We start from the raw sequence: 14143 nt of genomic DNA on the forward strand, positions 1-14143 counted from the left end.
CGGTCCGTACCGGTATGCACTCCTCATCGTTGGGCTGGATGAACACGTTGTCGAGGAATGAACTTTTCAATACGCCGATGAGATCGTACACATAATGGATATTCGATGCATCACTCAAGTGCGCCGCGATCTTTTCCGGAAGCGCCAGGCCAAGCTTCTCGATAACGAATCGCACGAGCGCATCGCCTTTTCCTGAATGCATTACCATCGCATTCGCGAGCGCACACATGAGATGCCGTTCGGTTATCGCTCCGCCGTTCTTCGCCTGCGATATCGCCGCCACATCACGATCGAAATCAAGCGCGGGAAGTCCGTATCCGGGGAGGAGCTTGTTGAGCGCATGCGTCATCGCGCGATTGCGTTTATTGCGCGCGTCGTTCATCGGTTTCAAGAACCGCACCGCCTCGGGAATACGCTTTTTCGGTATACCGTGTATCGCGATGTATACGATGTTCTTCGAATCGGGGTTGTTGATCTTACGCCCTTCGACAGCGGTGCCGGTGAAATTCACGCGCACTTCGAATCCGACCGTCGATGCAATGCCGATGGACTTCGCCGCGGCGAGCATCTCCTCTGCGCCGGAAACACTGTCGTGGTCCATGATGCCGACCGCTTTCAGGCCCGCCTCGTACGCCTTGTACGCAGCCATCGAAGGATGATACGGGCTGAATGAATATGTCGTATGCACGTGATTGTTCACTTCGTCTGTCTGCACGTTCTTGATCTCGCCGCGCAGTATCGCCGCGCCGACATTCTTTCCCGCAGCGAGGCGCGTGGAGCGTGATGGGCTGTTGAGTTGATCGATGGTGTTCAAGACCTCACCCCCGCCCCTCTCCACGCGCGAGTACGCACGTAGAGAGGGGAGTGAAGACACTCCCCTTCTCCATGTATTCGCATGGAGAAGGGGCCGGGGGATGAGGTCTTTTCATCTTCACGCACGCTTACACCCCCATCCTGTTCCTTCTCACCATCTCACCCACCGTACGCACTGTCGTTACCGTATGGTTCGCAAGAGGTACGATGCGCTCATGTATCGTGTCGAGTATCCATTCCTTCTGCGGGAAATACACCGTTTCCATTTCCGCGGCGGGTGTTATCCAGTTTCTTGAGCCAACTATTGCTACGGGTGCGTCCAGTGCGTCAAAGCACATCTGCGAGAGATTGGCCGACACTTCGCTCATGAACGATGACCGTTCGCAGGCATCGGTGACAAGGATAACGCGCCCTGTCTTTTTTACGGAAGCGATGAGCGGTTCATAGTTGAGCGGATTGGCAAAACGAAGATCGATGACCTCCGCGCTCATGCCGTATTTTGCCTCCAGATCATCGGCGGTCTCTATCGCTTTGTAGAGCGTAGGTCCGAGCGTCATGATCGTAATATCATTGCCAATTCGCCGCAACGCCGGTTCTCCGAGCGGCACTTCGTAATAGCCCTCGGGCACGCCGCCCTTCTCGAACATCTCACCGATGTCGTATATCTTCTGGCTTTCGAAGAATATCACCGGGTCGGTGCCGCGGAGCGCGAGATTAAGCATGCCTTTCGCGTCATACGGTGTGACCGGATAGAACACCTTCAGTCCCGGTATATGCGTGCACATCGATGTCCAGTCCTGTGAGTGCTGGGCGCCGTATTTCGCGCCGACGGAGACACGCACAACGAGCGGCATGGAGAGTATACCCGCGGACATCGACTGCCACTTCGACACTTGATTGAATATCTCATCGCCCGCGCGGCCCATGAAGTCGCAGTACATGAGCTCGACGACAGCGCGCCCGCCGGAAAGCGCATAGCCAACGCCGGTGCCGACGATAGCGCCTTCGGAGATAGGCGAATTAAAAAGACGATGATACGGTATCGCTTCGGTGAGCCCGCGGTAGACGGCGAATGCCCCGCCCCAGTCGCGATTCTCCTCACCGTACGCCACCATGGTAGGATCTTCGTAGAAGCGGTGTATCATCGCTTCAAAGAGACCGTCGCGGAGCGCATAGATCTTCGTCTTCGGGAGCGGCTTGCCGTTCGCGTCGAGCCCGAAACGCGCCTTCGTCTTAAGCGATCTCACGCGCGGATTATCATCCTTCGCCATGAGCACATCGGGTTTTCTATCATCGAATTTTTCGACAGTGCGATTCGAGAACATCACCGTTTCGATGTAGTTCCCGTCCACACGCGGCGAGAGCTCGAGCGATACCGCACGCTTCGTCGCAGCAAGTATCTTCTCCGCAGCCTTGTGCTTTATCGCGTTCGCATCATCCTGTGATAATGCTTTCCCGCCGACGAGATAGCGCTCGAATTCCTTGATGCAGTCGCCTTCTTCCCAGAGATTGATCTCTTCTTTCGAACGGTAGCTCGATGCATCCGACGGTGAATGTCCCGAGATGCGGTAGGTGACCGTATCCATGAGCACGGGGCCGTCGCCTTCAAGGAGTATCTTTTTCTTGCGCTCGACAGCGTCGGCGACCGCAAGCGGATTGTATCCGTCAACGCGCTCGGAGTGCATGTTCTTCGGATTGACACCGGCGCCCACGCGCGCGAGAAATTGATACCCCATCGTCTCACCCATGGTCTGGCCGCCCATGCCGTAGAAGTTATTGAAGAAGTTGATCATGATCGGCGGATGACCGCCGACCTTTTTATCCCAGAGCGTAGCGTACTGGTCCATCGCGGCGAACATCATACCTTCCCACACGGGGCCGCAGCCCATCGATGCATCGCCGATATTGCCGATGACAATGCCCTTCTTCCCGTTCACGCGTTTGAACAATGCCGCGCCGACCGATATATCGCCCGAACCGCCGACGATGGCGTTATTGGGCATGGAGCCGAACGGCGGGAAGAACGCATGCATCGACCCGCCAAGGCCTTTGTTAAAACCCGTCGCACGCGCGAACACTTCCGCAAGCGTGCCGTAGACGATGAAATTCTCCGCAAGCTCGCGGACGCTGCCGGAATGACCTTTCTCAACGACGGCAAGCGCTGCGCCGCCGAGGAATCCCTTCATGATCTTCATGAGCGATGCATCATCAAGCTGTATCGCCGCTGAAAGGCACTTGGCAAGTATCTCTCCGTGGCTGCGATGCGAGCCGAAAATGAAATCATCGACACTGAGATGCACTGACTGCCCGACGGACGATGCCTCCTGCCCTATCGATAAATGCGCGGGCCCGGCATGATTATATTCGATGCCTTTGTAGGTACCGGTCTTCTTTATCGTATCGAGCATGGTCTCGAATTCGCGTATGATGCACATGTGATAGAACATCGCAGCGAGGCGGTCGTTCCCGTATTTCGCCGATTCTTTTTTAATATCCGGCTTGTACTGATTGACCGGTATGTCCTTGAAGCTGAGTGTTGCGCTTGCGCGGACGACTTTCGGGTCGATGATGAGTGATTGCGGCATGGTTATTCTCCTATTTTACTCACTCACCCCATCCCCCGCCCCTTCCCCTCTCTCACAGGGAAGTGAGAGAGGGGAAGGGGTGCCGAGGCAGAGGTGTGTGTTATATTTTCATTTCAAATGCGACATCTCGAATAATCTCGCTTACTGACGGATGCGGAAAAATTATCTCCTTAAGTTCATTGATGCGTATCTCCGATTCGATCATGGCGGCAACGCCGAATATCATCTCCGAACACGCGCCGCCGAGCATATGAACACCGAGTATGACGCCACTCTCTTTGTGCGCAATGACTTTGCATATACCGCCCGCGCTCCCGTTCTCGGCGAGGAAACGCCCGTTCACACGAAGCTGCATCGATGACTTCATGTACGGCACATTGTTCTTTTTCGCTTCATCCTCCGTCATCCCGCAGCCGGCTGCTTCGGGCATACCGTAGAGAGCCCACGGCACCGCGTTGTAGCGCATGCGGTCGTTCTTTCCCGCAATGACATTGACGGCGACCTCGCCCATGCGGGAAGCGGTGTGCGCAAGAAGCCATTTGCCGGTGGCATCGCCGATGGCGTAGATGCCCGGCACATTCGTCTGCATCTTCTCGTTCACTTTGATGCCTTTACCGTCAAAATCGACGCCGATCTTCTCAAGCCCGAGACCGGCAACGTTCGGTCTTCGACCGACAGCCATAAGGATGATATCTGCGGTAATGCTTTCTTTCTTCCCGTCCTTCGTGAATTCGACAGTACCGCCCGATACGTTCTCGACCTTAGCGCTGAGATGAAAGCTCACATGTTTAAGCTCTTTTCTGAGCAGCGGCGCTATCTCCGTATCCATGAACGGGACTATCTCCGGGAGCATCTCAACGATGTCGACCTTAACGCCGAAGGTGCTGAAGAACGTGGCGAACTCAACACCGATCACACCGCCGCCGACAACGACAAGCGATTTGGGCATTTCCGCGATCGAGAGTATCTCGCGATTCGTCATCACACGCGGATTATCCTTCACACCCGGTATCGGCGGGACGAAGGCTTCCGATCCGCTCGCGATGATGATGTTCGGCGCTGAATAATCCTTACCGTCGACAGCGACGGTATTCTTATCGACGAATGACGCCGAGCCGGTGACTACTTCGACCGCATATTTCTTCATGAGATAGGCGATGCCCGCGCGCAGTTTATCCATCACAGTCTTTTTATGCGCCATTGCCGCCGTAAGATCGAAGCGTGGATTATCGAATGACACGCCGAATTGCGCAGCATGCATCCCGTGCGCATAGAGCTTTGCAGAATTAAGCAGTGTTTTCGTCGGAATGCACCCTTCGTTCAGACACACGCCACCGAGCGCTGACTTCTCGATGAGAAGCACTTTCTTTTCCTGTGCGCCTGCCCGTTCCGCCGCGATATACCCGCCAGGCCCCGCGCCGATGATGATGATGTCATGTGTCATTGCATCTCCTTTTTTCTTCTACACCCCACCCCCTCCCTCACTTCCCTGTGAGAGTCGGGGAGGGGCAGGGGAGGGGGTGAGTGTGTTACCCCAGCATTAAAATATCAAAACTCGCCAACGTATCCGCCACCGCCTTAAGGAAGCGCGCCGTGGGTGCGCCGTCAACAGCCTGATGATTGAACGTTATCGACAACCCCATATACGGCACCGCCGTCAACGCTCCGTCCTTCATCATCGGGCGGATGACCGTACTGCATACGCCGAGTATCGCAACCTCAGGGATATTGAGCACCGGTGTGAAGCTCTCTATACCGAGCGCGCCGAGATTCGTTATCGTGAACGTGCTCCCGGAAAGTTCGTCGGGCTTTGCGCTCCCGTCCTGACATGCTTTCCCGAGCCGCTTTGCCTCCGCAGAAATATCGATGAGTGAACGGGCATGCGCGTTCTTTATCACCGGCACCATGAGGCCGCGCGGCGTATCGACCGCAAAGGCAAGATGCACCGCTTCGAATTCCCGTATCGATGTGCCGCTGAAATGCGCGTTCATCATCCTGAACGAGGTGAGCGTCCGCGCGACCGCGAAAAGGACGAAGTCGTTTATCGTGACCGATGAGAGCGGATCGTCCTTCGGGAGTTTTTTGAGCCGTTCGCGGATCGAGAGCATGACCGATGCGTCCGCGCTCGAAGAGAGCGTGCACTGCGCCGTCGTTGTCATCGATGTGAGCATGCGTTCGGATATGAGCTTGCGTATGCCTTTGACCGGAGTGTCGGTGAATGCACCGGGGAATGGAAGCGATGATATATTTCCCTGTACGCGTCTGCCGGTAAGATCGCCTGCGCGTACACGTCCGCCTATGCCGCTTCCCGTAAGCGGATATCCCATGCCGCTTGCCTTCGCTGCGGCTACCGCCGCCGGGGTCGGCACTCCACTCAATGCGGCTTTCACATCACGTTCAATTATCCGTCCGCCGGGACCCGTGCCGCCGAGCGTTCCTGCAGCAATGCCTTTTGCGTCGGCAAGATTCCGCGCGCGCGGCGAAACACCGACATCGCCCGCCGGTGCCGAAGACGGCGTCTCTACTTTTGCCGGAGAAGGGGCCGGTGTACTTTCTATCTTCGGTGCCGGAGCGCTCTCTGCTTTCACATCCGATGCACCGCCATTCGGCGTCATAGCGCTCACATCCTCGCCCGCCTTGCCTATCGCCGCGATAATAGTCTGCACCGGCACATCATCGCCCGTGGCGAAGAACTGTTTGAGCATTGTCCCCGCTGCCGGCGATTCTATCTCGAACGTCGCCTTGTCCGTCTCAACGACACATATCACTTCTTTCTCGGCGACAGCATCGCCTTCCTTCTTCTTCCATTCGACGATGAGACACGATTCGACGGTGTTGCCTTGTTTCGGCATGAGTACTTCGGTGGCCATTCATTACTCCTTCACGTTCGCGATCATTATTTCAAGTCCGCTCCCGGATAGCGAATTGCGTATCGCCTCCGGGAGCGCATTGTCGGTAATAAGTATATCGACCTCGGACAGCGGAAGCACTTTCACGAATCCCGCCTTCCCGTACTTCGCAGCGTCAGCAACGAGCACGGTCTTATCCGCCTGGCTTGCCATCCGTTTTGCCACCTCGGCGCTTTCAACAAGATGCGTGGTCAGTCCCGTCTCCGGCGAGAAACCGTCCGTGCCGATGAAAAAGTGCGACACATGGAACTGATCAAGATCGCGAAGCGCGATGGGTCCGACGAGCGACTCTGTCGACGGGCGGAATTCGCCGCCGATGACCGTGATATGGAGCGATGGATTCGACCGCGCTGCGGGGATGATAAGCGTGGAATTCGTCACGATGTGCACATCCCGTTTGCCGAGGAGATGTCCTGCGATGAGCGCCGTCGTCGTACCGGCCTCTATCATAATGGTATCGCCGTCCTTTACCAGTGATGCGGCGAGCGTTGCAACGGCGTTCTTCTGCGCCGTCATGCTTCCCTGCCGGGCGATGATGTCCGGATGGAAAGAGACCGATGCGCCGCCGTGCGAACGGACGATAAGCCCCTGTTCTGCAAGCGCATTCAGGTCGCTTCGTACCGTTACAACCGATACACCGAGTTTGGCGCTGAGCGTGGTTACAGAGATCGTAGAGTCTTCGGAAAGGAGCTTTAGTATCGCTTTTTCGCGTTCTTTACTGCTTTGCATACCGTTTCTTTTTGATTTCTTTTATCTTTCTTATCGGTTTCGATATATAATATAATCGATTCCGATAAAATGTCAAATTCAACATGATACATCCATTGAACACCGTATCGTTTGACAAATTTTTGGTGATGTGCTATATTCCATCGGCGTTTGATGATCTTTCGGGCAATTAGCTCAGCTGGGAGAGTACCTGCTTGACGTGCAGGGTGTCGGAGGTTCGAGTCCTTCATTGCCCATAGCCACGGAGGGCGAGGTTTGCACGAGCCATGGAGGGCGATTTGTGCAAACCATAGCCACATAGGCGATTTTCGTCTTGACATACTTCATCTTTTGAATTAACATAATTTCGGGATTGGTGGTCCGAAGGAGCGCGCTCCATGGACCTCGAAAAACTTCGCATACTCGGCGAATCCGCCAAATACGATATCTGTGCATCATCGTCCTGTCGTATCAGCGGGAACATCGATATATTCAGACAAAATTCACCCGTCGACCGCATCGGCAATCTTGCCACCGGCGGCATCTGCCACTCCTACACACCGGACGGGCGATGCGTCTCGCTCTTCAAGGTGCTCCTTTCAAATTACTGCGAGAAGAACTGCCTCTACTGTCCCAACAGGAAAGACAGCGGTGTGCGACGTGCTAAATTCGGAAAGGATGAGCTTGCGCGCATTTTCATCGACCTGTATTCCGGCAACTTTGTCGAGGGGCTTTTTCTGAGCTCGGCGGTGCACTGCTCGGTCGATCACGCTATGACAGAAATGCTCGATGTCTGCACCATTGTACGCACACGGTACCGCTTCACCGGTTATATCCATCTCAAGATACTCCCCGGTGTTTCAGACGCCCATGTCGAGTCAGCGATGAAGATCGCCACGCGTGTATCGCTCAATCTCGAGGCGCCCAACGCCGATTACCTCAAGGTCATCGCACCGGAAAAGGATTTTCACGGCGAGATAATATCGCGCCTTGAGGCCATTAACCGCAATATACAGAACGGGAATCGCCCGAACGCGGGCTATACCACGCAGCTTATCGTGGGGGCGGCCGGCGAGGGGGACAGGGACATCATGAGAACAGTAGGATATCTCTACCGGAAAAAGAACCTCCGCCGTGCGTACTTCTCCGCGTTCATCCCGCAATCGGGAACGCCGTTCGCCGGGAACAGCGAAATACCCCTCACTCGCGAGAACAGGCTCTATCAGGCCGATTGGCTTCTGCGTTTCTACGATTTCGATGTGAAAGATCTCCCCTTCGGTCCCGACGGGAATCTCCCCCTCGATAAGGACCCCAAGCGGGCATGGGCTGAAGCGCATCCCGAGCTTTTCCCCATAGAGATAAACCGCGTATCCTATGATGAGCTCCTGCGAGTCCCCGGTATCGGTCAGATATCCGCGCGTCGCATCGTGACCGCCCGGCACGAATGCCGCATTACGGATGTAGCGATGTTGAAACGCATGGGGGTGGTGCTCAAGAACGCGCTGCCGTTCATACTCATCGACGGTAAAAGCAGGCTTCCGCGTGCGGACACCGTACAGCGTACGCTCTTCGCATGAAATATCCAGCGTGATCGATTTAACGGGCAGCAGTAAAAATGCACTTGACGATGGATGTTTTCCGTGATACACTCGCTGTATCTTAGCTATGGGGAGTGTATCATGCCGAAGAAGAAGTCTAAGAAGAAAGCCAAAAAAGTGATCAGAAAAAAGGCGCGCAAAGCCCCTTCTCGGAAAAAGAAAACGAAAAAGGTCAGGAAAGCGGTCAAAAATGTCGTCAAACGGAAGAAAGCAATACGCCGTCCTGCACCCGTAAAGCCGGCATATGTGCCCCCGGTAACGCCCCCTCCGCCGGCGCCCGCTCCGCAGCCGACACCCCCGGTAAATCCGGTAGTTCCACCGTCAAATCCCGGCACGAATTCCGGCGGGAATACGGGGAACACCGGCAACACAGGCGGCTATTGATATAACTATCCCAGTCTGGCATTTTAGTGTGGAAAGTGCTATAGTGCCGGAATGATAGAACTGCAGCGGAAACTGCTCGGTGATACCGTACGCAACAGTGCTTTCGCAGAGGCGATAGAGCGCACGGTTCACCGCGGGTCCGTCGTCATCGATGCCGGCAGCGGTACCGGTTTTCTCAGCATGCTCGCAGCGCGCCGCGGGGCGAAATGCCACCTCATTGAAGAGGGCGCTGTCATGTCGCTTGCCAAGCGTATGGCGCGCGAGAACGGTTTCGATGACTTTTCATTCCATCATTCCCACTCCTCGCGCGTGAAAGCGAAGATACGCGCGGATGTGCTCATCACCGAGACGCTCGGTAATTTCGCCTACGAAGAGAACATCATCGAAACGGTGGCCGACGCGAAGCGTTTCCTCAAACCGAACGCACACATCATTCCGTCATCGATACGCAATTTCGCCGCACCGGTCATCGATGAGCGCGTGTACCACGGCGTGAACGTATGGGATACGGTCGGCTACGAGATCGATATGTCCGCGGCGAGGACGATTTCGCTCAACAACATGTACGTGCGGAAGATCGCCCCCGCATCGCTCCTGGACGGCGAAAAGAGCGTACGCCAATGGGATGAGGTCGATTTTTCACGGCACTCGAAAAGCATACGCCGCGGGAGCATACGCTGGCGCGTACCCACGGGTGTCACGGTATACGGTTTCTGTCTTTTCTGGGAATGCACGCTCGCGGAGGATATCATCCTCTCGACGAGCCCCTTCGCCGATGACACGCATTGGGACCAGATATTCCTCCCGCTGCTGATGCCGATAGTCATGCCGCCGCATGCATCGCTTTCAGTCACCATCGTATCGAACACTGAAAAGAACGGCGTTATCGTCGGGTGGAGAACGAGCGTGCTGTCTGGGGAAAGAGAGCTATCCGTACAGGATATGAGTACGGAGAACGGCATCCTCGTTTGAACTTGCTTCGGGTACGCCGTCGGAATACGGTCAGTACGCCCACCACACGTCGTTCGTTGACACTGCGTTCGTGCTGCCTGCGATCACGAACATCTTTTCATTATGTTCGACAAGCGCATGGGCGTTCCGGCCGGAAAATCCTGCCCCTGCGGTCGCTCTGTTCCATTGTATCCCGTCGGTAGATGACCACACATCGTTCGTATAGGCGCTGCCGGCCGTTGCATTCGTCGTCCCCCCGATGACCCACATCCTGCCGCCATGCGAAATGGAACGATGCAAGAGACGCGGGGAGAAGGCCGCGCTCGCGGTCGCACGCGTCCAGTTCGTCCCATCGCTCGTGGACCAGACATCGTTCGTCAGCGGCGATGCATCCCCTCCAATTAGCCAGATCTTGCCGCTATGGACGACACAGGCATGCTGATAGCGCACGGGAAAGGCAGCTGCTCCGGTCGCGAGCGTCCACGATACGCCGTCCCGCGACGACCAGACATCGTTGGTAATGGCACCCGCACTGCCGGCGATGAGCCACATGCTGTTCTTGAACACGACAAGTGCGGCATACGTTCGTTTCGGAAATGCCGCTGCTGCGGTCGCGGATGTCCATGCCGTTCCATCCGCAGAATACCAGGCATCATTGGTCGCCGTCCCTGACACATCCCCGCTGACGATCCACATCTTATTATTGAAAACCGCCGATGTATGTGCGATACGCCCGGGGAAACCGCCATTGGCAGCGGCGAGCACCCATGTCGCCCCGTCACTCGATCGCCATATCTCGCTCGAATACGCGGTATTGGTCACGAGACCTGCAATGACCCATATCGCGCCGCCATATGAAAGCGCGGAATGTGTTGTGCGCGCGGTGAACGGGGAAAAAGCCGATCGGAACCAGTTGGTACCCGCAACGAAGCAGGGGCTGTCCGGATCATACGGGTTCGTTCTGCCAATCACGTCGCTCACGCAGGAAACGGAAATGAACGGTACTGAAGCAATAAAAAAGAATACGACGGCCCGCTGCATTAATACCTTGCTATGATGTTCATAGCGACCGTGTCGGACCCGAAGGAAGGAACGACGGTCACGAGCGGCATATCCGGCGTCAACATCCACTGCATAAAAAGCCCGGCGGCGATGAAATAGCATACACCGGCGAAGACATATTTTGCGTTCGCGCCGTTGGCAAGATCGATATATTTCGTGAAAAGCACGTCGTGATCATCGATCGCATTCTCATACGTGCTTTTTGCAGAGCCTACGGCGCCATTGTCGAGGAATGCCCATACATTGAGCCCGGCGCCGATACCTGCTGCGCCGATCGCCGACCAGAACAGGATCGGCTTGACCGATATCTCGGCCCGTTCGCCTTTCGCCGTTTCCCCGAACGATAGAGCCGCAACGGCAGCGAGCAGAAGAACAATGCTTACTATCGCACGCATAGATCACCTCAGGAACCGTATGTGCCCCTATTGTACAATATTCTCCGCGGCTGTCAAACAACGCGTGCAGGATCAGGAATACGGACGGTGTGCGCCACGTGCCGTTACCATGTCGATATCAGTAAGAAAATCGTCCCCCCCGTTGACATCCTCCATAAATGTGATAGGGTATGTTATATATTCCTCTACTAATCGCTGTGCTCAACGCGACGAACCATAGGCGAGGTTGTTCCATGAGCACTGCGATCTCTTCCATCCTCAAACGATACAACGGCGATGAGACCCGTCTCATGGACATGCTCATCGATATACAATCCGAGCTCGGCTATCTATCCGAGAGTACGATCGACGAGATATCGCGCGTTCTCAGTGTCCCCCGGGTGAACATCGAGCAGACGGTCTCGTTCTATCATTTCTTCTCGAAAGAGCCGCGAGGAAAATACACGGTCTACCTCAACAACGGCGTGGTGTCAGGGCTCAACGGCCGCGAGGAAGTACACCGCGCATTCGAGGAGGCGGCTGACTGCCGATTCGGGAGCGTGTCAAAGGACGGCGTCATCGGTCTTTTCGAGACCGCCTGCATCGGCATGAGCGATCAGGAACCTGCGGCCATCATCAATGACGAGATCTTTCCCCGCCTCACCGCAGCGCGCGTGCGTGAGCTTGTGACCGGGATGTTCAACGGAAAACCGATCGCCGACCTCAAGGGCAGCGTGTACGGCGACGGGCGCAATGCGGATACTCGCATACGTTCGCTCGTTCACAATAACATCCGGAAGAAGGGCGATATCGTCTTTTCCGAACATACTCCCGGCGAGGCGATAAAAAAGATCGTCGCCATGGGTTCATCGGAGGTCATCAACCTGGTCAAGGCATCGAGCGTGCGCGGACGCGGCGGTGCGGGCTTTCCCACCGGCATGAAATGGGAAGTGGCGCGCAAGGCTGCGGGCGATACGAAATATATCTTCTGCAATGCCGACGAGGGCGAGCCGGGGACGTTCAAGGACCGTGTCATACTGACCGAAATGCCGAAACTGGTGTTCGAGGGCATGGCGGTCGCCGGCTATGCGGTCGGCGCCACGATGGGTATATTGTACCTTCGCAATGAGTACCGCTATCTGCGCGCGTACCTCGAACGCACGCTCGAGGAGATGCGAACGGAAAATCTTCTCGGATCGTTCATCGCGGGGAAATCCGGCTTCAATTTCGATATTCGCATCCAGTTCGGCGCGGGGGCCTATGTGTGCGGTGAGGAATCCGCGCTCATAGAATCCGCGGAAGGCAAACGCGGTGAGCCGCGCGACCGCCCGCCGTTCCCCGTCGAAAAAGGATATCTGGATAAGCCGACCGTCGTCAATAATGTGGAGACGCTCTGTTCGATCGTCAAAGTGCTTATCCATGGGGCGGACTGGTACAATAACATCGGGACAGCCGAATCAAAGGGGACAAAGGTCATAAGCGTTTCCGGCGACTGTGAAAAGCCCGGCATATACGAGATCGCCTGGGGGTTTTCCGTCAACGATGTTCTTTCCATGGTCGGCGCAACGGACGTTCAGGCAGTACAGATCGGAGGGCCGTCCGGGTCATGCATTGCGCCGAACGAATTCAACCGCGTCCTCGCGTACGAAGACCTTGCTACCGGCGGTTCGCTTATCATCATCGGCAAGAAACGCGACCTTCTCAGGGATGTTGTTCTTAATTTTTCGGAATTCTTCCGCGAGGAATCATGCGGTTCGTGCGTTCCCTGCCGTGTGCTCACCGGCATGGCGAAACGGCTCCTCGTGCGCATCATAGAAGGTGCAGGCACAGCGGCCGATCTTGAAACGTTCACCGCATGGGCGGCGGTGATGAAAAAGAACCGCTGCGGCCTCGGACAGACGGCGCTCAACCCGATAATCACGACGCTCAGGAATTTCCGGCCGCTGTACGGGTCGCGCATAAAAGAAAGCGACGAACGCTTCGTCCCCGGTTTCGATCTTGCGAAGGAAACGACGGACTACGAAAAAGCAGTGACGGCGCCATAGGAGCTCATCATGTCTACGTTCGTAAAATTCACGATCGATGGGAAAGTGTGTCTCGCTGAAGAAGGCACGCAGCTCGTTGAGGCGGCGCGTGAGAACGGCGTGTTCATCCCCACGCTCTGTAATTACAGGGGTATCCCCCCGAAAGGGTCATGCCGCATCTGTACGGTATCCATCAATGGGAAACCGGCCACTGCATGTACGACGAAGGTCGCCGACGGCATGGATGTCGTTAACGATACGAAGGAAAGCGAGGAGTTCCGCCGCTCCATCGTTGAGATATTGTTCGCGGAGGGCAATCATCTCTGTCCCTCATGTGAGAAAAGCGGTTCATGCGAACTTCAAGCCCTCGCGTATCGCTACCGTATGACCGTACCGAATTTCGATTTTCTCTACCCAAAGCGAGAGGTGGAGGCATGGCACCCGAGGATACTCAAGGACCATAACCGCTGCATATTGTGCAAACGGTGCATACGCGGCATTCACAATGCCGACGGCAAGGCGATATTCGCGTTCGGCAAACGCGGCGACAGGCTCGTCATCAATATCGACCCGGAAACGTCCAAAGGCATCGACGAAAAACTCGCACAGAAAGCGATGGATATCTGCCCCGTCGGAGCCATTCTCCATAAGGGCAAGGGGTTCGATATCCCTATCGGCAAACGGCAGTACGATAAAAGACCGATCGGCAGCGAAATCGAGGCGTAGGGGAAAGCT

12 protein-coding genes and 1 tRNA gene are annotated in these 14143 nt (G+C 55.8%); 6 read left to right on the forward strand and 7 right to left on the reverse strand.

The genetic code is table 11. The features are described 5' to 3' along the window. The 5 genes from AABZ39_18860 to AABZ39_18880 all read right to left on the reverse strand — a co-directional run. A partial coding sequence (locus tag AABZ39_18860; GenBank protein ID MEK6796842.1) for a PHP domain-containing protein occupies positions 1–814 on the reverse strand: 814 nt, incomplete at its 3' end. 127 nt (positions 815–941) lie between these two features. Then, positions 942–3398, reverse strand: a complete 2457-nt coding sequence (locus tag AABZ39_18865) for a thiamine pyrophosphate-dependent enzyme (GenBank protein MEK6796843.1) — start codon at positions 3396–3398, stop codon at positions 942–944. 100 nt (positions 3399–3498) lie between these two features. Next, positions 3499–4842: a dihydrolipoyl dehydrogenase gene (gene lpdA, locus AABZ39_18870; protein ID MEK6796844.1), complete on the reverse strand. Its 1344-nt coding sequence runs from the start codon at positions 4840–4842 to the stop codon at positions 3499–3501. Positions 4843–4927: 85 nt separating this feature from the next. After that, positions 4928–6268, reverse strand: coding sequence for a dihydrolipoamide acetyltransferase family protein (locus AABZ39_18875; GenBank protein MEK6796845.1), 1341 nt, complete (start codon positions 6266–6268; stop codon positions 4928–4930). Positions 6269–6271: 3 nt separating this feature from the next. Beyond that, positions 6272–7036, reverse strand: a complete 765-nt coding sequence (locus tag AABZ39_18880) for a DeoR/GlpR family DNA-binding transcription regulator (GenBank protein ID MEK6796846.1) — start codon at positions 7034–7036, stop codon at positions 6272–6274. Between the two features lie 163 nt (positions 7037–7199). On the opposite strand from AABZ39_18880, the gene AABZ39_18885 reads away from it, so the two are divergent. The 4 genes from AABZ39_18885 (at position 7200) to AABZ39_18900 (ending at position 9969) form a co-directional block, all read left to right on the forward strand. Continuing rightward, positions 7200–7272 (forward strand) — tRNA-Val (locus tag AABZ39_18885). A gap of 141 nt (positions 7273–7413) precedes the next feature. Continuing rightward, complete coding sequence (locus AABZ39_18890) at positions 7414–8592, forward strand: putative DNA modification/repair radical SAM protein (protein MEK6796847.1); 1179 nt, start codon at positions 7414–7416, stop codon at positions 8590–8592. 102 nt (positions 8593–8694) lie between these two features. Then, a complete protein-coding gene (locus AABZ39_18895; protein MEK6796848.1) occupies positions 8695–8997 on the forward strand; it encodes a hypothetical protein in 303 nt (100 codons plus the stop codon). A gap of 51 nt (positions 8998–9048) precedes the next feature. Then, on the forward strand, positions 9049–9969 hold the full coding sequence (locus tag AABZ39_18900; protein MEK6796849.1) for a methyltransferase domain-containing protein: 921 nt from the start codon (positions 9049–9051) through the stop codon (positions 9967–9969). 30 nt (positions 9970–9999) lie between these two features. Here AABZ39_18900 and AABZ39_18905 read toward each other — a convergent pair whose 3' ends face one another. Both AABZ39_18905 and AABZ39_18910 read right to left on the reverse strand, forming a co-directional pair. Beyond that, the gene (locus AABZ39_18905; protein ID MEK6796850.1) at positions 10000–10929 is read right to left on the reverse strand and encodes a hypothetical protein; all 930 of its coding nucleotides are present in this window, start codon (positions 10927–10929) and stop codon (positions 10000–10002) included. Positions 10930–10988: 59 nt separating this feature from the next. After that, a complete protein-coding gene (locus tag AABZ39_18910; GenBank protein MEK6796851.1) occupies positions 10989–11405 on the reverse strand; it encodes a hypothetical protein in 417 nt (138 codons plus the stop codon). 233 nt (positions 11406–11638) lie between these two features. On the opposite strand from AABZ39_18910, the gene AABZ39_18915 reads away from it, so the two are divergent. Together AABZ39_18915 and AABZ39_18920 are read left to right on the forward strand one after the other, a co-directional pair. After that, a complete protein-coding gene (locus tag AABZ39_18915) occupies positions 11639–13429 on the forward strand; it encodes an NAD(P)H-dependent oxidoreductase subunit E (GenBank protein MEK6796852.1) in 1791 nt (596 codons plus the stop codon). Between the two features lie 9 nt (positions 13430–13438). Then, entirely contained in the window at positions 13439–14134 is a 696-nt protein-coding gene (locus tag AABZ39_18920) for a 2Fe-2S iron-sulfur cluster-binding protein (protein ID MEK6796853.1), read from the forward strand. Positions 14135–14143: the final 9 nt, after the last annotated feature.

Source organism: Spirochaetota bacterium, from assembly GCA_038043445.1.
GTDB lineage: Bacteria > Spirochaetota > Brachyspiria > Brachyspirales > JACRPF01 > JBBTBY01.

Bases quoted from the DNA above. Each gene is read 5' to 3' on its own strand.
- AABZ39_18865 (MEK6796843.1), bottom strand. From the start codon at position 3,398: ATGCCGCAATCACTCATCATCGACCCGAAAGTCGTCCGCGCAAGCGCA.
- lpdA (MEK6796844.1), bottom strand. From the start codon at position 4,842: ATGACACATGACATCATCATCATCGGCGCGGGGCCTGGCGGGTATATC.
- AABZ39_18875 (MEK6796845.1), bottom strand. From the start codon at position 6,268: ATGGCCACCGAAGTACTCATGCCGAAACAAGGCAACACCGTCGAATCG.
- AABZ39_18880 (MEK6796846.1), bottom strand. From the start codon at position 7,036: ATGCAAAGCAGTAAAGAACGCGAAAAAGCGATACTAAAGCTCCTTTCC.
- AABZ39_18890 (MEK6796847.1), top strand. From the start codon at position 7,414: ATGGACCTCGAAAAACTTCGCATACTCGGCGAATCCGCCAAATACGAT.
- AABZ39_18895 (MEK6796848.1), top strand. From the start codon at position 8,695: ATGCCGAAGAAGAAGTCTAAGAAGAAAGCCAAAAAAGTGATCAGAAAA.
- AABZ39_18900 (MEK6796849.1), top strand. From the start codon at position 9,049: ATGATAGAACTGCAGCGGAAACTGCTCGGTGATACCGTACGCAACAGT.
- AABZ39_18910 (MEK6796851.1), bottom strand. From the start codon at position 11,405: ATGCGTGCGATAGTAAGCATTGTTCTTCTGCTCGCTGCCGTTGCGGCT.
- AABZ39_18915 (MEK6796852.1), top strand. From the start codon at position 11,639: ATGAGCACTGCGATCTCTTCCATCCTCAAACGATACAACGGCGATGAG.
- AABZ39_18920 (MEK6796853.1), top strand. From the start codon at position 13,439: ATGTCTACGTTCGTAAAATTCACGATCGATGGGAAAGTGTGTCTCGCT.